This is a genomic window from Paenibacillus sp. 11B, assembly GCF_030487755.1.
In the GTDB taxonomy this organism is placed as follows: Bacteria; Bacillota; Bacilli; order Paenibacillales; family Paenibacillaceae; genus Paenibacillus; species Paenibacillus vandeheii.
In genome coordinates, this window is the sequence record NZ_JAUKNS010000002.1 from 684,800 (window position 1) to 703,558 (window position 18,759).

The window sequence follows — 18,759 nt, forward strand, 5'->3', positions numbered from 1 at the left end:
GGACTTGTTCAGTCTATTATAAATCACCGTACAGCCCGTGAATTGAACATTATTGCCTGTTTTGGACTTGAATTCACATATTTTGATGAAAAAAAGATATCCTCGCATACCTGAACTTCAGGCTCCGAGAACATCCTTCTTGATCTGGCCTTTTATTCCCTGAACCCAGGTAGCCACCAGTTCCATCTGCCCATCAGTTTCATGAGCGCAGGTACCAGTACCAAACGGATAAGGGTAACATCAATGAATACCGCCGCTGTAATTCCGATCCCCAGCTGTTTTACACCCGCCACGTCAGCAAAGGCAAACGGCACGGTCACTGCCAGCAGAATCGCCGCCGCCGATGTAATCAGACGTCCGGTTGAAGCGAGTCCTTGCTGTACAGCCAGATCACTATCGCCTGTTCGTCTGTATACCTCCTGGATGCGGGACAGCATGAATACGCCATAGTCCATTGAGATACCAAATACGAGCCCGGCAATGAACACGGGAATCATGATCGCAATGGCGGACGGCTCCATACCCAAATGTCCCTGATTGAAGACCAGTACGAGGACGCCGAATGAAGCAGCCAGGCTGAGCAGGTTCATCAGAATGGCTTTGATGGGAATGAGTAATGACCGGAATGCTGCGAGCAATACGAGATAATTCGTTACTATAACAAACACCAGCACTTTAGGCAGTTGGCCTGAAACTTCTTGCATGATTTCATACTGCTTGACTGCCTCTCCGCCATAACGCAGCGGTATTGAGGAAATGGGGTTAGCGGCGTCCTTGTCCCTCATCTGATCGAGCCAGGAAGCAGCCTCATCTGAGCCGGGTGCTCCGTGTATGGTAGCTACCATACGAATGGAATGGTCAGACACATATAAACGCAGCCATGAAGGCTGCTGAGATCGGGTTTCGTTCAGCGCTTCAGGCAGAGATGACGATAGAATGTTCATTGTTAATTCGGTTTGGGAGGAGAACTTGTCCGGCAGCATGATTCCCCATGCGGATTCAATACTCATCACATTCGAATCCTGCTGAAGCTCTTGCATTTTATTCAACGCAACCCGCCAGTGGGAAGCACTCAACGTCTCTGCCGTTCCACCAATCACAATCTCTACAGCAGAGACGTTCTTTTGTCCAAAAATGCGCTGTAACTGCTCCGTCGTCTGACGAGACTCCATCCTGGCAGGCAGGGATGAAGCATCTGGAATAGCCAGCTCCAGCCGGGTAACCGGTAAAACAAAAAGAAGCAGTGCACCCGTTCCAAGCAGCGCCATGCGAACTGGGCGTTTCATAATCATGCCTGACCAGACTGCCCAGATTGAACCTGACTGCAACGTTTGTTGGTGCTTAACCTGCTTTGAAGAAATGGAATACTCGAACCTTTGTCTAAAGATGTGCACTGAATTAAGGGATAGAATCGCTGGCAGTAGTGTTATATTCAGCAGGACCGATATAACGAGCACAATAATGGCTCCCAGGGATACACTCAGGAACATCGGCAGTCTAATCCATAGCAGACCGAGCAGTCCCAACAGCACACATGCCGCAGAAAAGAATACCGCTCTTCCCGCTGTACGCAGTGTTCTCTGCAGGACTTCCTCTTTTCCTGCACCTGTTTCTTCACTTTTCTGACCTTGCTGAAGTTCCTCCCTATATCTGCTGAGAATAATCAGGGCAAAGTCGATGCTGAGGGCCATTCCCACCATTGGAATCACGTTGATCACAAAGTTGGAGAGCGCCAGGTGGTAACCCAGGAGGGAAGTAACCCCCATTGCCGTTATGACACCGGATACCCCCATAATGACAGCAAGCAGAGCCGCATAAAGCCCTCTGAACGCAAAACACAAAATGACGAGAGCAAGCGGCAGACCCACAACCTCTGCCCGTTCCAAATCGCGGAAACTGAGATTGTTTACATCCTGCTGTACAACGGATTCCCCTGTTATTCGGATCATTCCCAAATCGTCTGTTGTAAGCATGGATTGCAGCTGTTCCAGGGTTGGACCCATCTTGTGAGAGGGTACATCAAACCCTAGCAAGGCGTAGGCTACATCCCCCCGCAGCATCTGGCTTCCAGGTGCTTCAAGCGGAGAGATTATGGACGTTACACCTGAAAGTGTGCGAACCTGTTGCAGTCGATCTTGAATCCAGCCTCGGAATTCGGCAAGGGTAGTGCCTGTCTTTTTTTCAAAAAGAAGAATAACCGGATCAGCAGGAACATGGAACTCTTTCTCAAGAACAAGCTCTACAGCATGAGCATCTCCCTGGTTGAAGTTCAATCCATGATCCTGAACATTACCGGGCAATCTCCACGCCCAGACGGCTGACATCCCGATGACAAACACCCAGCAGAGAATGATGAATCGCGGATATCGGCTAATGAGGACAGCAAGGCTGCGATAACCCATACCCAAGCTCCTCTGATATCAGATTGGTAATTCAGTTTCTTTTCAGATCACGCTTTGATTCACGGGCTCTCTTACTTCAACGGATGCAGGAACATAAGTAAAAGGAAGCAATTCCGCTGTGAGTCCCGGTCCAAAAGCAAGCGCAATTCCGCTGGAAGCCTCTTCCCTTTTGCTATAATCCTCTCGGATAGCTTGTAAAACAAATAGAATCGTCACGGAGGATAGATTTCCATAATCCCGTAAAATGCTTCGGCTGTATTCGACCTGTTTATCCGAGAGCTGGTAAAGCTTCTGCACCGCATCTACAATGCCTCTGCCTCCGGGGTGAATCGCCCAGATCTCAGGTAGATCACTGCCGTTCAGCAATTGTTCCACTTCTGGACCAAGATGCAAGCCGAGCAGCTTTGGAATCTGTGGCGAGAGATACAGATCGAAGCCGGTATTGCCCACTTCCCAGATCATCTCTTCCGAACAGTCTGGCAGCAAAACGGATTGTCCTTCCCCCAGTCGGAACAGTTCCTTGCGCCCTGTTCCGGACAGGCCGACAACACAGGCCGAAGCCCCATCCCCAAAGAAGGACGCTGCGAACAGGTCATCCCGCTTGGCAGAGGGCTGAAAATGAAGGGTGCACAGCTCCACACATACGATAAGAACCGTTGCGTCTTTTTCACTCGTCACAATCGAATTCGCCAACTGTATAGCTTTCAGACCGGCGGCACATCCCTGGAATACAAGCGGAATCCGGTTTACACGCGGCGATAGTTCAAGCTGCTGAATCAGCCGAACATCGAGCCCGGGCAGAAACTGTCCGGTACAACTGACGGTAATGAGATGTGTAATCTCCGAAGTTGAAACGACGGCATCCTCAAGTGCCTGTCGTGCTGCCTTGATACCAAGCGGAACGGCAGCCGCCTTATATTTAGTCATACGTTCGGCTGTGGTCGGAACGTTCTCCGCCTGGGTAAAGGGCAGATAACGACAAGACTCTACAGGCTCCAGCAGGTTCGGTTCACATGTATAACGCGTCTCGACACCGCACTGATTGAATATTCGCTTAGCCCATCGTCTGGAATCCGGCTCATGTTCCAGCGCTTGTGCGAGCCGGGCAGACACATCCTTTTGCTCAATGCGGTGACTAGGCAATGCCGTTCCTATTCCCATGATACTTGCGACTACTGTTCCATCAAGTTGGTTCATCGGCTCCAACCCCCTTATATATAAAATAGGTTCATGTCACATGTGCAGGATATAGTACAAGTCTATTCAGGGCTTGCCCCCTTTATGTTCATGAAACGAGCAAAGACGGACAACATATGCGAATTAAACATAAGTTGTCCGCCTTATTAGACGAAGATTATTATATAGACCTATCCATCTACAGGCTGTTCAGCCTGAACCGATGCTACTCCGGGCGGACCACCGTAAATCTCTCGCCAAGTTTGGCATAGTCATTTCCTGCCAGTCTGCTGATTGGTTTCAGCTGGTCCATTAATATATATTTGGTGGCAGGATCATACACGTTCTCACTGAAATGATACTGTACAATGCGAACCAGAAGCAGATCACTCACGGGTTTCCCCTCATCGTTCGATATCGGAATATGCTGATAGAGTATGCACTCCATTCGAACAAGCGCTTCCTGTATCCCCGGTACGGACACCACGCTACTTGGCACAGTCGTCAGATTGGTCCGTTCCAGCTCACTTTCGTGGGGCTCCAGCATGGCTGCTGTCTCATTCATATCCAGAGCGATGGCTTCATCGCAAATATGTACAACCAGTTCTTGCATGGCAAGCACGTTGCGCGCCGTATCTTTCATAACGCCTTCCTTGCGAGCAATGGATATGGATAATAGCGGCGGATCAGAGCTGACTACATTAAAGAAACTGAAGGGCGCTGCATTAATGACGCTGCCATCTTGAGAAAGTGTTGTCACAAATGCGATTGGGCGTGGCACCACCGAGCCGCTCATCAATTTATAATTTTCTCTTCCGGTTAATTCGCGTGGATCTAGTGTAAACATTCAGAATGTCCCCTTCCTTGTCATGAAGCGATACTCATCTCTCAAGAGCTTCTCTTCATTAATATTATATATCGTAAAATGTTGAAATCACAAAAAAACTCCCTGGTGCTCATCGCACCAAGGAGTATAAACATTCGACTTCGTATTTGATATCTGTTATTTTACGATACTGTTTTGGATGTCTTCCATAATTTGAAGGTTTGCTTGAACTCCGCTATACAACCAGCTGCTTGACCGGGTAAATTCGAACAAGTTACCATTTTTCACCGCAGGGATGCTCTGCCAAACCGGATCTTTGAGTGCTTCTGCGCCAGTACCTTCATCACTGTTCACAAAGAAGAGGTAGTCAACATCCATTTCCGCCAATTTTTCAAGCGAGATGGAAGACCAGTTACCCGTCGCATTGGCAGAGATTTCTTTCACCACTTCAGGCTCTGCAAGCCCAAGGTCCTTGTACATTACTTCTCCACTCGATACGTTGTCACTTACGATGAAGAACTTGCCACTCACCAGCCAAATGGCTGCAGCAGATTTCGTTCCACCTGTGACTGTGTCCAGTTTTTCTTTGATTTCTTTGGCTTTGACTTCGTAATCATCAAGGGCTTTTTGTGCTTCATCACCTTTATTCAAAATCTCACCGATTTTCAGCAACGCTTTACGCCAGTCGTTATTGATCTCATCACCAAGTACATACGTAGGTGCAATTTTGCTGTATTGCGCGTATTTTTCGCCTTCAACCACACTTTCCGAACCGATAATAATCAGATCCGGGTTGAAACTTACGACCGCTTCAAAAGGAAGATCGAAGGCGATGGTAGGAATACCGTTCAGATCCTTTTGCAAATACTCCTGAATTCCGTTGGCTACAGACCATTGAGCGACAGGCTTAACACCAAGGGTAACTAGGTTGTCTTCCAGATAGGAAGCGATAATACGCTCGGGATTCGCCGGAATTTTCACTTCGTGGCCCATGGCATCTGTCAGAGTACGTTCTGCCGGAGCTTCTGTCTGTGTCCCTGTCTCCGCTGCAGTATTGTTCTCTCCTGCTGCTGTACCGTTCTCTGCTGGCTTCGATCCGCATGCTGCCAGCCAAATAGACATGACCATTACCGTGATCAGAAGCATGATCATTTTTTTATTTTGTTTAAACACGTGACTATCCCCTTTCGAAATGAACACCTCAATGGATTGAGTTGTTATGACAGACTTAGACGTTTATACATTATTCATGCATATTATACTTGTATGTACTATTGTCCAATTCCATTGACAATGATAATTGTTATCAACGTAGTTGTCAATGCAGTTTTTGTCCGATAAGGCCGAATGCGCATTCATTTGAACGATTCACATTTGGGCGAATGCCGCCATATGCTAATTCCAGAATACGACGACAGGAAGGATGTTCGTACATGGATTACCTATATAACACATATTCAGGTTATGGAGAAGATCGCTCCTATCAGCTCCCTCCTTTGTTTCCAGGTAGCTCTCCAGGCGGTCAGCCCGTGCCAGGTATTCCGGGAGGACCGGGTTCTTACCCCCCTTACACTCCAGGCGGAGGCACAGGCGGTCAACCTCCCTACTTTCCTGGGGGCGTACCTGGCACGGCGCCGGGTGTTCCTGCTCAGCTGTCACAGGGCAATCTGCCCACCTTGCTTAGCGCCTATCCTCGCCCAGTAGGTCAACCCCCTTCAGAGATGGTCTTCCTATATAACCTGATCAAAAGCAGTCCCGGCCTTCTACCACTATTCATCCAGCAACAACCACAGAATCTGACCCAGGCCGTGCAGTTTGCCCAATCCGGAGTAGCAACGCCTCGTGATCCCGAGCAACGTGTACTGCAAAATTTCTGTTACAACCGTTGGTCTCTTGTATTTACGTACAATGACGTTTACTTAATGTGGCCTTCCACCAATCTGTTCGGTTTTGTCATCGGTTACTTCTATCCGTTTCTGACTCCAGGTATCCTGCTCAATACGCAAATTTTGTTTGCACTTTGCTAAACCCGTTCAGACATAGAAGAAGCGCCCCAGCTGAAGGACAGAACCTTCCACTTGGAGCGCTTTTTTGCCAAGCAACAACACAATACTTTTTACACCAGTCGCTGTTTATCCTGACGTCTACCACTCTTGCCTACCATTACAACGTAAATTAGCAACGCGCCAAGATCCGCACAAGCGATAACAATGCCCATCGGCACAGCTGTACCTTCTCCTCCAAGACCTACGAGCGGAGCGACAATGCCGCCGAAGAGAAACGTCATTACCCCAATAAGAGCAGAAGCACTGCCTGCCGATTTCTCCTGATTAGCCATCGCCAGGGCGAAGGAAGCCGTATTAACCAACCCCACACTGGATACCACGAGGAATAAAGGAATCAGGACTGCAATCAGATTGCCTCCAGCCAGAATGGCAATGAGCAAAGATGTTCCTCCCAGTGCAGCAGTGAGCAGCCCTGCGATCAACAGACGGGTTTCGGATACTTTACCTGCAAGTCTTCCGGCGATCTGACTTGCCAATATGATGCCCAGACCGTTAATGGCGAAGCAGACACTGAACATCTGCGGGGAGATGCCATATATTTTCTGAAGTACGAATGGCGAACCGGATATGTAGGCAAACATGCCAGCAGCTACGAACCCTTGGGTTAAAGCATATCCCATGAACTGGCGATCCCCCGCAATTTTGTGGAATGTAACCAGGGACTGCTTCAGCCCTCCGCTGGATCTGCGTTCTGGAGGAAGGGTCTCTCCAAGACCAACCACCACAGCAATTAAAGTCAAAATACCGATAATACTCAGCAAAATAAATACGCCGCGCCACGATGTATACGCGAGCAATTGTCCACCGATAATCGGTGCAGCTATCGGTGCGACGCCATTAATCAGCATTAAGAGCGAGAAGAAACGTGTCAGCTCCGGTCCGGAATACACGTCCCTTACCACCGCTCGCGAGATGACAATTCCCGCCGCTCCCGCTGCACCCTGAATGAAACGAAGCACAACAAAAGAACCCATGGTCGGGCTGACCAGGCAGAGTATGGAAGCGATAGTATAGAGAATAAGACCCGCAATAAGCGGCATACGACGACCACGCACATCACTTAGAGGCCCAGCCAACAGCTGTCCTGCCGCAAGCCCGACCATACATGCCGTAAGACTGAGCTGGGCATAAGAAGTGGAGGACTGGAATTCATCGGCCAGTGTAGGCAGTGCTGGCAAATACATGTCCAGGGACAGCGGGCCAAAGGCCGACAGTGTCCCCAGAATCAGTGCCATACGTACCCGGGATGTAGAATGGGTGCTTATTGAGGCTGGTGTACTTTTCATATGAATAACATATTCCTTTCCCTGCGGTAGTTCTCTTTTCCTTAGTGTTCTCCGTCTCCCAGCAGCTTGAGCAGGTTGGAAGGCAGTGTGAACTGTTGATTGTTAATGATAATACGACGCAGCTCTTCTTCATCCCGATCATTCTCGGCATCCTTGATTTCCTGAATCTCCCGGTGCAGCCTCTCCATTTGCTGGTCCAGTGCGTTCGCAGAGTCCGCTGCACTTTTCAGTTCTTTGGTCAAACGCTCGGGAACATCCTTATTGTATTTATAAAAGATTTTATGCTCCAGACTGGCCCAGAAATCCATCGCAATCGTACGAATCTGGATTTCCACACACGCCCGTTCTTCTCCATTAGACATGTAAACAGGCACCTCCACCAGAAGATGAAGGCTTTGGTAGCCGTTTGGCTTCGGATTTTGGATATAATCTTTTACCTCCAGCACACGCAGATCACTTTGGTTGCACAACATATCCTTAATGCGATAAATGTCTGAAATAAAGGAGCAGGTAATGCGTACGCCAGCGATATCCTTAATATTATTCTTGATACTTTCAAAGGTTAACTCATGATTTTTGCGGAACATCTTGTTCATAATGCTCTCAGGTGACTTCAATCTGGATTTCGTATGTTCTATCGGGCTGTAATCATGCAGGGACTGAAATTCTTCCTTCAATACCTCAATTTTGGTCTCCATTTGATCCAAAGCAAATTTATAGATCATCATAAATCTCGTAATTTCGTATTTGAATTTCTTGAATTGATCAATCGGATGTGGAGCGTTCATCATGGTTTTCTTCCTTTCTTCGTGCACACTAAAGTTAGTTTTATGAATAAGAGGACATCGGTCAATCCACATGTCTCCTGAACCATTATAAATCATATGGAGCCAATAAACGAATTTCTCACAACGAATTGTCGTTGCTGACTGCAAGGTATGGGAACCTCGTTTAGGCGCATCCTAAAGAAGGATCATTATCCATTGGCATCCCATTTCCGATGAAAGAGGTTGATCTCCCTGCTCTATCATGTGACATATTCGTCCGATGCGCTCCGGGTAAAAGGATATTTAGGCCTGCCGGACGGTTGCCCCCTCCCCGCCTTCTCAGCATATGAAAAAGCATATACCAGCTCTGCCCTTTCAGGCTTCGCCTTATCGCAACAATCCATGCAAGTACAACAGCTCACAAGCCGCTATCCTCCTGCAAAACAACACACCTTGGACGGCAATGGTGCACGTTGGCCGGTTCTGATCTATTGCCGCGGCGGGCTGGGCAACTATGGTGGGGTAAATACTGCTTGGCTGGAGCAATTTGTCCATAAAGGTTATATCGTCTTTGCTCCATCCTATCGTGGCAACGAGGGTGGCGAAGGGCATGACGAGTATGGCGGTCGAGATGCCGAAGACGTGCATGCCGCTTACCGGCTCGTTCAGGAGTGGCCCTTTGCCGATACGAAGCGAATTTCAATGATGGGATTTTCTCGTGGAGCCATTAATGCCGTACATACAGCAACGACCTACAATGAAGGGCCTGGGCAGATACATAAACTGGTGCTTTGGAGCGGTGTCGCCGATGTGGAACGCACCTATCATGAACGAACCGACTTGAGACGTACATTGAAAAGAGTGCTTGGCGGTTCGCCACGTTCCGTTCCGGAAGCTTACCTCGCCCGTTCTCCCTTGTCGAAGGCACACAAACTTCACTGTCCTGTGCTGATCATGCATGGCACGTCGGATACACAGGTGAATTACAGTCATGGAACCCGGATGTATCATTGGCTGAAACGCAGAGGCGTGAGCGTTACGTTTCACGCTTATGGGGGACAGGATCATCGTTTTCAGGAGAAGGTGCATGAGGCGGCGGTGAATAATATGTTTGACTGGCTTGCCGCACCTTAGCTTTAAGCTAGAGACGATTTAAACATGTTTGCTGATATGGGAAGTTTGCATTGCATCATGAACTTCATTTTGAAGGATCATGCGTTGTGGATGTATACTGGAGGGGTTACGTTTTTTGGAAAGGACGGATAATCATGAATCAAAATACCCTCCAAAAGTACGCGATGCTGCTGCTGTGCCTGTCTGCCGGAATGGTCGATGTGATCGGATACCTGGGACTGGGGCATGTGCTTACAGCCAATATGACGGGCAATATTGTGCTGCTGGGGATTGCGATTGCCCGTGCTCAGGAATTTGTTGTGCTGCGTGCACTGCTTGCCCTCATTGGTTTTATTGCCGGAAATGCCATAGCGGCACATATGATCGGACGTGTGCAGACGAAAAATGGCTGGTCTTCCCAGGTTACAACGGTGTTCACTGTAGAAAGTATACTGCTTCTGCTCTTTGCCATCGCGATGATCAGTCCTTATTCGGAACAATTGTCCTATTTGCTCATTGCCATCCTGGCCGCGGCTATGGGGATGCAAACGACTGCTGCGCGCCGCATTGGGATTGCCGGTATCTCAACGACCGTGCTCACCAATAATCTGGCCGCCGTGGTTGAAGATGCAGTAAGCATTCTTCAGCGGCTGAGACATGCCAATATTCGCTCACTGGTCAAAGCACTGTCAGCAGATGCGTACCTTCGCGCAGGCGCCGTGGTGATCTATTTGGGCGGTGTTATTCTAGCTGCGATTCTATTCCACCACGTACCTATGATGGCAGTCTGGATCCCTGTTCTCATCGTTGGTGGTGTCACCCTATATGCCCGTTTATACTCCAGGAGAACTGCCAAATCAGCGACGGATGACATGCAAAGCTAGCTCTTATACGATTATTCTACTATTTTATTACATTAATGATGCTTCCTGTCTGATAAGTTCAACCAGATGCTGTGCGGCAGGAGATAACACTTCCCCAGCTCGTGTACATACGGCTACCGTGTTTTTCAACTGCACACCTCGAACGAATACACGTGCCAGCTTGCCTTCTTGGACATCTTCCTTTACGACCAGAGAAGAAATAAAGTTGGCTCCATACCCTGCTTTCACCGCACTGATCGTTTCGTTCAATCCATTAAACTGAAGCGCAATACGGGGAGCAGCCAGGTTATTTGTGGTGCAAAGAGAAACCAGACGCTCCCGTGTAGCGCTGCCCTCTTCGCGCATGATGAAGGGCTCCGCTACCATCTCCCGAAGCTCAATTTCTTTCCCCGCATAAGAATGATCAGGATGGACAACAAACCACATCTCATCTTCAAACAATTCGTCCCAATGGATACCTGAATGTGTAATGCCACTTCCACCATACACCGCAATCTCGGCCTCATAACGCAGCAGTTGGTCAAAAGCCTTCCGGGTATTGGTTGTACTCACCACCAGCTCCACATCCTCGTGCATCTGCTTAAAACGGGCAATCCAGCCCGGCAGCAGAAAGTTGGATGGTAAATAGGTTGCGGTAAGACGAATCAGCCCTTTTTTGCCCGCCCGAAAATCCTCTACAAAGTTCTCGACATCCTGTTCCAGCATGAACAGACGTTCCGCATAACCTGTTAATTGTGTTCCTGCATCGGTAAGGACCAGTTTTCTCCCCTCCGAAGCGAATAATTGAATGCCCAGTTCTCGCTCAAATTTCTTCACCTGGGAGGATACCGCTGGCTGGCTAATGTTGAGTTCTTCTGCCGCACGCGTAACTCCGCCAAATCTCACGATGGCATGAAACAATCGTAATCCGTGCAAATTCAAGCCTTACACCTCCTTCACATCAGATATATAATCTAAGGTTATATTAACATACATAATATATATTTTATTTATATATCTGTTCACTTTATAGTTGAAGTATGAAATCCAATACATGCAATCGGAAAGGAACAGATGACGATGAACAATCTGAATGTATCTGCTCAACAGCAAACCTGGAGTCAAGTCGACGACTATTTGAACGCCTTATTAATTCCCTCAGATTCCCTTCTGGAGCAGGCTCTAAGTACAAATACAGAAGCCGGCTTGCCCGCCCATGATGTAACGCCCAATCAAGGGAAACTCCTTCAGCTCCTGCTTCAAATACAAGGCGCAACACGTGTGCTCGAAATCGGGACACTTGGCGGATACAGTACGATCTGGATGGCAAGGGCCCTTCCCGAACACGGACGCATCGTTACACTGGAGGCTGAGCCACACCATGCAGATATGGCACGAACCAATCTTACGCGTGCAGGACTTATGCACAAGGTTGATCTTCGAGTAGGTCCAGCTCTGACTACTCTTCCCGACGTTCAGGAAGAATACAGGGAGCCCTTTGATTTTATCTTCATTGATGCTGACAAACCAAGTAATCCTGATTATCTGAGATGGGCACTGCGTTTGGCTCGCCCGGGAAGTCTGATCATTGGTGACAACATCGTCAGGGACGGTGAAGTTATCAATGCAGACAGTACGGACCGCAGAGTTATGGGCGTACAATCTTTCCTGAAATTAATTGCGGATAACCCGTGTCTTGAAGCGACAGCACTTCAGACTGTAGGCAGTAAAGGTTATGATGGATTCGTGATTGCCCGTGTGCTGGAATCTCCTATGACAAAATAAACAATGGTCAATTCTTCCGCAAATCCCCTATTCCTGTTAAACTGAAATTACTGCACAGGCAGACTGGGGGAAACCACTTGAGACTTTTACAACAGATTCAAGCTGAAATTCGGGGCTGGTCCCGCAATATTCAATTGTTTTTTCTGGCAAGTATCTTGTATCAGATCGGAAATGGCATGTTCTCTGTCTTGTACAATCTGTACATTCAGGGTCTCGGCTACAATGATACAATGAACGGCCAGATTGTAAGTATACAATCACTTGCGACAGCGATTATGTTTGTTCCCATCGGACTATGCGGCGATTTTTTCAGCCGCAAGCGGCTCCTGATTACCGGCGCTTTGTTCAGCGGAATCTTCCTGATTGGCCGTTCCTTCGATTATTCTGCCAGCGGACTGATCTGGTTTGCTGTATTTTCGGGACTTTTCGCTGGCGTATTTCAGGTACTGGCCATTCCTTTCCTCGCTGAGAATGTGAAGAAGAGTCAACGACTAAAGATGTTCAGCTATTATTCCTCCCTCGTGCTTGCTTCTCAGGTCCTTGGCAGCTTGGGTGGCGGCGTGTTTGCAGACCTGCTTCATACGGCAGGACTTGCCAAAGTCACGGGTCTGCAAACGGTTTTGTTTGTGGGTGGGGCAGCCACGCTGGTTGCGTTTATCCCGATGTTATTTGTATCCGAGGATAAGAAGGCACCGCAAGCGGATACTCCGGTGCAACCTGTCACTGAATCTGCACCATCTGCAAGTGATGGTAAACAGAGTGTCGTTCATTCTTCGGAACAAGACAGCAAGAACGATATCCTTAGCCAAAAGAAAGATTCCCGTTTGATTGGACAATTTGTCATCACCCAATTATTGATCGGATTTGGTTCCGGACTGGTTGTGCCTTATCTCAATCTGTATTTTACCAACCGTTTTTCGGTGTCTTTAAGTGCCATGAGTCTGCTAATTTCATTGGGTCAGATCATGACCATTGTATCGATGCTGATTGGACCCACACTTGCGGCCAAGGTGGGAAGTGTTCGGGCTGTCGTCATCTTCCAGGTCATGTCGCTGCCCTTCCTGCTGTTAACCGGCTTCACGAATCTGCTGCTCATCGCTTCGGTGAGTTTCTTGTTCAGACAAGCACTGATGAATGCGGCCAATCCGATTCAATCCGCCATTCTGGTGGACAGAGTATCGGATAAACGCCGTGGAATCGCCAATTCTCTGATGCAGACTGCCTTTATGATTGGATGGGCAACCATGGGCCCAGTACAATCTTACCTCGTGACCACTTATGGCACATATTGGGGTTATGCAATCACGTTCAGCATTACAGGCAGTTTATACGTGATTTCATCGCTAATGTACTATATGATGTTCAAAGAACCGAAGCCTTCTGCCCGTGTAATTGCGGCGAACAGATAAATGACAACAATTCAGCAGGATAGCGGGATCGACCTGCTCTCCTGTTCTGCTTCGTAATGAGCCAATCACCGTTCAAGGATCAATCATTGTATCTTATCATCAGGAGTGATCTTACATGTACTTCAATCTACCCCATGCAGCCGAAAGACGACGCAGATGGAACTGATCCACAAACTCGGTTCCCACGTTGGCTTTCGGTTTTTTCTGAGTTTGGGTGTCTCTGTCCTTGGCGGGTTCATATTTACAGCGATCCATACCCCTATCCCTTGGCTTCTTGGACCAATGATTTTTATGCTGATTGGTTCACAGATTGCCAAGCTGCCGCTCTTGTGGCCCACTTCCATTCGGGACTATGGCATTCTAATCGTCGGTTACTCCATCGGATTAACACTGACGGCAGAAGCGCTTCAAGGCATTTTGCACCAGCTTCCCATGATGCTGCTCATGACCTTACTCTTAATCGGATTATGTACCTTAACCGCCTATGTTGCTTCTAAACTGACAGACTTTGACTTTCCTTCCCTGCTGGTTGGCAGCATTCCCGGCGGACTGTCCCAGATGGTCTCCCTAGCGGAAGAGATGAAATCCATCAATCTGACGCTCGTTACTTTTTTGCAGGTAACCCGGCTCATCATGATTGTATTCTGTGTTCCGTTCCTACTGTTCAGTCCATGGATCGGGGGAACGGCAGGTGGGGGAACGAATCAGCCTATTATCGAGACAGCAACATGGGCAGCGCTCTTTCCCGAAATCTTGCTCTATGCCCCGCTCTGTATCGCTGGTGCATGGATTGCACGCAAGCTTCGGTTTCCTACCGCATTTATGCTTGGACCCATGATCGTGATGTGTGTTATTCAATTAAGCACAACGATGCACACACCCAATCTGCCGTCATCCCTACTTAACATTTCGCAATTAATGATTGGCAGCCATGTAGGTCTGATGCTTCGTCCTCAGCAGCTGCAACGCAAGATGCAGACCGTAACACTCGCAATTACGAGCAGTGTTCTCCTCATTGCAGGTTCGCTTGGCTTGAGCTATATATTAATGAAGATATTCTCCCTCTCGGCCGCTACATCATTGCTGAGCATGGCACCTGGGGGAATGGATCAGATGAGCATCATGGCTCATGAAGTCAATGCTAACCTCTCGGTTGTGTCTGGATATCAGTTGTTTCGCATCTTATTTATATTCTTTATCGTTTCTTCGCTCCTAAAGATGATTCTCATGCGTATGTTGAGGAAAAAAGAAGCGAGTACCCGCTCTTCGGTCGCGTAAAACGAAAGTGTACATATAAAAGAGAGTATCCGCCTGATTTCCAGCCTGCGGATACTCTCTTTTATATGTCTGCTCAAGTTATGAATAAACCCGACTATACATCCAGCTTACAATGCCCACGGTTACAGCGGCCGCTACAATAATAAATGCATAATAGCCAAGTTTGCTTTTTGCCCCTGATGTCTGCTTGTCATAGAAGTCTGAGTTTCGCCTGTAGAATCCCATCCACAGTTCTCCAATCATATTCACAACGATCATTATAAACCGTTTGGCAAGTTCCATTCATCCGATACCCCTTTCTTATCTCAAACCCCTTCCATATTAAGTATAATTATCCTTTTCACTCAAAACAACTCTGTCACGCTGAACTTGGTGCAGTTTCCTGTTCGAGCCAGCTCAATCGTTCAAAAGCCTCCTGATCTGTGCTGCCACACATTTCTTCCGAAGCCTGTAATCCGCTGCATACAGCGGGGCGCTCTTTCTGACCAAAGATCCCACAGCGATTGTCCTCCGTCAGCTGTACACAACGCACACCTGCCGGCTTGCCGTCAGCCATCCCGGGTATCGGCGATGAGATTGAAATCGCGATACAGCATGCGGCACAGCCTGTCCTGCATTCCATAATTATTGTCCTCCCCCCATATCTGGCATTGAACCTGATCCACGATTCACCCACGTCCACGTCCGGGCCAAACCCTGTGCAATTCTCCGATTCATGGTACCATTCGAGAAATACCCGCCATGACTCAACGGATTCCAGCTCCCGATTATACCGCCAGAGTTGATTTCCATGTCTTCTTTGACCGCCGCCTCATATGCCGGATCAATGGGGCGCAGCGGGTAACCCAGAATATCATCCCGATCATAAAAGTTAATCCACTCGCCTTCCAACCCAGGGAAGTACTGCTCTGCCAGCGGCGAAGGCACCTGAATTGGACGGCTAAAATCATGGTATCGTAAGCTCCATAACGGCAACGTTGTTCCAAAGGAATAAAAGTTCGTTAAGGTATCTCCCCGTTCCAATGCGGAAGTCACATCCACGATGGAAGGTGTGCGACTAGACGGATATTGCAGATCATAGAAGAAATTGCTTGCAATCACTGCCCCCAGACTATGAGCAATAATACAGAGGGGAGCATCTGGCCCATTCCGCTGTGCAAGTGCATGCATCGCCCGATTCAGCGTACGATGTACCGCATCATAGTTATGACCTTGATTTTCCACGGGTTGATACGCGACAGCATCAGCCAGATAATGGATAACAAATCGACGCAGCACTTGATAGTTCAATCTCTGAGAGCTGACAAGCTGCTGAAACAGCGCCTCTTCCCGTTCCTCAAATACATCCGCCCAAAATACCGGCTCAATATCGAGAACCTGCTTGGCTGCTCCCGGCAACACCATAACCTGATCCAATTCCTTATGCAAACGCGAAATCAGTGTATCCGCATAATCTTCCTTTTGCATACCCAGACCATGAATGACCATTACCGCAACACGAGTCATGGCTCTCCTCCTCCGTCCATTGACTAGCCACTCTCTTTGAACCATATGAACTTCTTCACCTGAACATGCTTTCCGATCGCTGTGAACATGAGATTTTGCACATACATTCTAGTTACAGTTTACCACGATACAAATAAAAAAAAGAACTGCATAAAGAGTCATACCACACAAGTGGTATGCGTTCAGCTTTTATTCTGAATCTCAAGATGAAAAAAGAAGCTGCGATATTCGCAGCTCCCCCATTGTTCGTAAATTAGCCTTTCAAATGAACCTTAAGCACGCCGTTCTGATTGGATGTAACATCACCTGTAGTGACCTCCACCCGCTCAACCATATCCTGACCGTCCGGAATAATGATTGGCGTAATAAGCGGATATCCCGCAGCTTCAATCACTTTACGATCGAATTCAAGCAGCGTTTGTCCGGCTCTTACCTTCTCTCCAGCTTCAACATGCATGTTAAACCCTTCGCCTTTGAGAGATACAGTGTTGATCCCGACATGAATCAGAATCTGCAAGCCACTCGCGTGTTCAAGAATGACCGCATGTTTGCTTTTGATCACATGGGCAACCTGGGCATCAAACGGAGCAACCACCTGATTGCCGGAAGGCTCAATCGCGACGCCTTCACCCATTTGTTTCTCTGCAAACGCCGGATCAGGTACTTGTTCAAGCGGAACGGCTGTACCTGTTAAGGGTGCCATGATTTCCAGCGTATTCACTGGCTCATCCGCCACCTGAGCAGCACTGCGTGTACGTTGCTCTGTATCTGTATTTGTTGTAGTTGTGCTAGACGCTGAATTAGCTGTAGATGTTTGACTGCCTGCTACAGTAGCTTGATCTGCATTGCGGTCTTCTTTTCTCAATTTCGCTCTTCCGAAAAGAACCGTCAGTACAAACGGAACAACCAGTACAATCGCCATGCCGATGAAGAATACTCCCCATTTGTTCGGGAAAATCGACAGGAATCCAGGTACGCCACCTACACCAATAGAGGTGGCCTGAACATTGTTTATCGTGAGCAGTACGCCGCCAATCGCAGAACCGACCATACCGAAGATAAACGGATAACGATAACGGATATTCACCCCGAAGATCGCCGGCTCGGTTACCCCGAGGAAAGCTGACACGGATGAAGTCGCCGCAAGTCCTCTCATCTTCTTCTCACGAAGCACGAGCATCATGGCAAGTGCAGCTGAACCTTGCGCGATATTGGACAGCGCCAGCATCGGCCACAGGAACGTTCCGCCCTGGCTACCAATCAGTTGTACGTCTACCGCCAGGAACGTATGGTGCATGCCTGTAATAACGAGCAATGCGTACAGTCCACCGTAGATCAGACCGCCCAGAGCCGCGTATGAATCGTAAATATAGATCAAGCCGGATGTAATTCCATTCGCAATCGCAAATGTAACCGGACCAATGATTGTAAATGCCAGGAACCCGGTAATCAATAAGGTGACAGGAGCAACGACCAACAGTTTGATCGAATCATGCACCCTTTTGTTCAGGAAAATCTCCAGCTTGGCAAGCAGATAGGCTGATACCAATACCGGCAGAACCTGCCCTTGATAACCGATCTTCTCAATATGCCAGCCGAACAGATTCCACGTAGGCACGGTGCCTTCGTTCACTGCATTGGCGTAACCATAAGCACTCAGCAGATCCGGATGAACCAGAATCAGACCAAGCACAATCCCGAGCAATGGACTGCCGCCGAACCTTGTTACAGCGGACCAACCAATTAATGCTGGCAGGAAGGTGAAGGCTGTGCTCGCGATGGTATTGATAATTGATGCAAGATCCTTCCATGCTGGATATACATCCACCAGTGATTTTCCATCAAAGAAAATGCCCGGCCCTGTCAAAATATTATTAATACCGAGCAAGAGACCGGCCGTGATGATGGCTGGCAGGATCGGAATGAAGATGTCCGATAACGTTTTGATCGCACGCTGGATTGGGTTTTGCTTTTTACCCGCAACAGCCTTCACGTCATCCTTGGAAGCGCGTTCGCCTCCGGTAATCTGAATCATTTCATCATACACTTTATCTACAAGCCCAGGTCCGATGACCACCTGGAATTGTCCTTGAGAGGAGAACTGGCCTTTGACGAGATCGTTCTGCTCCAGACTTTCCGTATCTACTTTACTTTCGTCGTACAGGGCGAACCGGAGGCGTGTGACACAATGTGTTGCAGCTTCAATATTTTCTTTGCCGCCGACCGCTCGTACGATCTCCTCAACCTGTTTTTTATCCATTGCCATATTGTCACTTCCCATT

The 18,759-nt window shown here is 48.3% G+C and carries 17 protein-coding genes; 6 read left to right on the top strand and 11 right to left on the bottom strand.

Annotated elements, in window-relative coordinates; all coding sequences use genetic code 11:
* Positions 1-152: 152 nt before the first annotated feature.
* The 4 genes from Q0V21_RS11420 to Q0V21_RS11435 all read right to left on the bottom strand — a co-directional run bounded on the left by Q0V21_RS11420 (position 153) and on the right by Q0V21_RS11435 (position 5,577).
* Positions 153-2,402 (bottom strand): MMPL family transporter, encoded by a 2,250-nt coding sequence (locus Q0V21_RS11420; RefSeq protein WP_301878956.1) that lies wholly within the window; start codon positions 2,400-2,402, stop codon positions 153-155.
* 42 nt (positions 2,403-2,444) lie between these two features.
* Entirely contained in the window at positions 2,445-3,599 is a 1,155-nt protein-coding gene (locus Q0V21_RS11425) for a type III polyketide synthase (protein WP_301878958.1), read from the bottom strand.
* Between the two features lie 205 nt (positions 3,600-3,804).
* Positions 3,805-4,425: a flavin reductase family protein gene (locus Q0V21_RS11430; RefSeq protein ID WP_301878959.1), complete on the bottom strand. Its 621-nt coding sequence runs from the start codon at positions 4,423-4,425 to the stop codon at positions 3,805-3,807.
* A 156-nt stretch (positions 4,426-4,581) separates the two neighbouring features.
* Positions 4,582-5,577 (bottom strand): iron-hydroxamate ABC transporter substrate-binding protein, encoded by a 996-nt coding sequence (locus Q0V21_RS11435; RefSeq protein ID WP_301878960.1) that lies wholly within the window; start codon positions 5,575-5,577, stop codon positions 4,582-4,584.
* A gap of 260 nt (positions 5,578-5,837) precedes the next feature.
* Here Q0V21_RS11435 and Q0V21_RS11440 point away from each other — a divergent pair, with 260 nt between their 5' ends.
* The gene (locus tag Q0V21_RS11440) at positions 5,838-6,431 is read left to right on the top strand and encodes a hypothetical protein (protein WP_301878961.1); all 594 of its coding nucleotides are present in this window, start codon (positions 5,838-5,840) and stop codon (positions 6,429-6,431) included.
* Between the two features lie 89 nt (positions 6,432-6,520).
* Here Q0V21_RS11440 and Q0V21_RS11445 read toward each other — a convergent pair whose 3' ends face one another.
* The gene (locus tag Q0V21_RS11445) at positions 6,521-7,756 is read right to left on the bottom strand and encodes a multidrug effflux MFS transporter (RefSeq protein WP_301878963.1); all 1,236 of its coding nucleotides are present in this window, start codon (positions 7,754-7,756) and stop codon (positions 6,521-6,523) included.
* 41 nt (positions 7,757-7,797) lie between these two features.
* The gene (locus Q0V21_RS11450) at positions 7,798-8,544 is read right to left on the bottom strand and encodes a GTP pyrophosphokinase (RefSeq protein ID WP_024631866.1); all 747 of its coding nucleotides are present in this window, start codon (positions 8,542-8,544) and stop codon (positions 7,798-7,800) included.
* 381 nt (positions 8,545-8,925) lie between these two features.
* On the opposite strand from Q0V21_RS11450, the gene Q0V21_RS11455 reads away from it, so the two are divergent.
* On the top strand, positions 8,926-9,657 hold the full coding sequence (locus Q0V21_RS11455) for an alpha/beta hydrolase family protein (RefSeq protein ID WP_301878964.1): 732 nt from the start codon (positions 8,926-8,928) through the stop codon (positions 9,655-9,657).
* 134 nt (positions 9,658-9,791) lie between these two features.
* Positions 9,792-10,520: a YoaK family protein gene (locus Q0V21_RS11460; RefSeq protein WP_301878968.1), complete on the top strand. Its 729-nt coding sequence runs from the start codon at positions 9,792-9,794 to the stop codon at positions 10,518-10,520.
* A 27-nt stretch (positions 10,521-10,547) separates the two neighbouring features.
* Here the strand turns inward: Q0V21_RS11460 and Q0V21_RS11465 are convergent, their stop codons facing one another.
* On the bottom strand, positions 10,548-11,441 hold the full coding sequence (locus Q0V21_RS11465; RefSeq protein WP_301878969.1) for a LysR family transcriptional regulator: 894 nt from the start codon (positions 11,439-11,441) through the stop codon (positions 10,548-10,550).
* A gap of 138 nt (positions 11,442-11,579) precedes the next feature.
* On the opposite strand from Q0V21_RS11465, the gene Q0V21_RS11470 reads away from it, so the two are divergent.
* From Q0V21_RS11470 to Q0V21_RS11480, 3 genes are all read left to right on the top strand, one after another.
* Positions 11,580-12,284: an O-methyltransferase gene (locus Q0V21_RS11470; RefSeq protein ID WP_435874226.1), complete on the top strand. Its 705-nt coding sequence runs from the start codon at positions 11,580-11,582 to the stop codon at positions 12,282-12,284.
* A gap of 77 nt (positions 12,285-12,361) precedes the next feature.
* Positions 12,362-13,693, top strand: coding sequence for an MFS transporter (locus Q0V21_RS11475; RefSeq protein ID WP_301878970.1), 1,332 nt, complete (start codon positions 12,362-12,364; stop codon positions 13,691-13,693).
* Between the two features lie 156 nt (positions 13,694-13,849).
* Positions 13,850-14,971, top strand: a complete 1,122-nt coding sequence (locus Q0V21_RS11480) for an AbrB family transcriptional regulator (protein WP_301878971.1) — start codon at positions 13,850-13,852, stop codon at positions 14,969-14,971.
* Positions 14,972-15,049: 78 nt separating this feature from the next.
* Here the strand turns inward: Q0V21_RS11480 and Q0V21_RS11485 are convergent, their stop codons facing one another.
* From Q0V21_RS11485 to treP, 4 genes are all read right to left on the bottom strand, one after another.
* Positions 15,050-15,253, bottom strand: a complete 204-nt coding sequence (locus Q0V21_RS11485; RefSeq protein WP_079344205.1) for a hypothetical protein — start codon at positions 15,251-15,253, stop codon at positions 15,050-15,052.
* A gap of 76 nt (positions 15,254-15,329) precedes the next feature.
* Positions 15,330-15,593 carry a YkgJ family cysteine cluster protein gene (locus tag Q0V21_RS11490; protein WP_024631858.1) on the bottom strand — a complete coding sequence of 88 codons (264 nt, stop codon included), beginning with the start codon at positions 15,591-15,593 and terminating at the stop codon, positions 15,330-15,332.
* 2 nt (positions 15,594-15,595) lie between these two features.
* Positions 15,596-16,477 carry a chemotaxis protein gene (locus Q0V21_RS11495; protein WP_301878972.1) on the bottom strand — a complete coding sequence of 294 codons (882 nt, stop codon included), beginning with the start codon at positions 16,475-16,477 and terminating at the stop codon, positions 15,596-15,598.
* 253 nt (positions 16,478-16,730) lie between these two features.
* Positions 16,731-18,743, bottom strand: coding sequence for a PTS system trehalose-specific EIIBC component (treP, locus tag Q0V21_RS11500; RefSeq protein ID WP_301878973.1), 2,013 nt, complete (start codon positions 18,741-18,743; stop codon positions 16,731-16,733).
* Positions 18,744-18,759 lie beyond the last annotated feature (16 nt).